Origin of the sequence: Polaromonas sp. CT11-55, assembly GCF_047303325.1 — a bacterium.
Classification (GTDB): Bacteria; Pseudomonadota; Gammaproteobacteria; order Burkholderiales; family Burkholderiaceae_C; genus Polaromonas.
Window position 1 is genome coordinate 1 of the sequence record NZ_JBKBEX010000075.1, and the last position, 262, is coordinate 262.

Sequence of the window (262 nt, forward strand, 5' to 3'; positions counted from 1 at the left end):
GTGTGTAGGGTAGACAACACCAGGTGACCAGTTTGCGCCGCTTTAATAGCGATCTCTGCTGTTTCGCCATCGCGGATCTCTCCGATCATGATGACGTCAGGATCCTGGCGCAATAACGCACGCAACACGCCCTGAAAGGTGAGTCCGGCACGCGGATGGATTTGCGTCTGGTTTAGTCCGGCTATGGGGATCTCAACCGGATCTTCGACGCTACAAATATTAATGTCAGCGGTATTCAGCGTTTGCAGGGCACTATAAAGCG

At 53.1% G+C, this 262-nt stretch carries 1 protein-coding gene; it reads right to left on the reverse strand.

The window, feature by feature from the left end; translation table 11 throughout:
* Positions 1–262 (reverse strand): ATPase, T2SS/T4P/T4SS family (locus ACEN8I_RS24160; protein ID WP_413331198.1); only part of this gene is annotated, 262 nt, incomplete at both ends.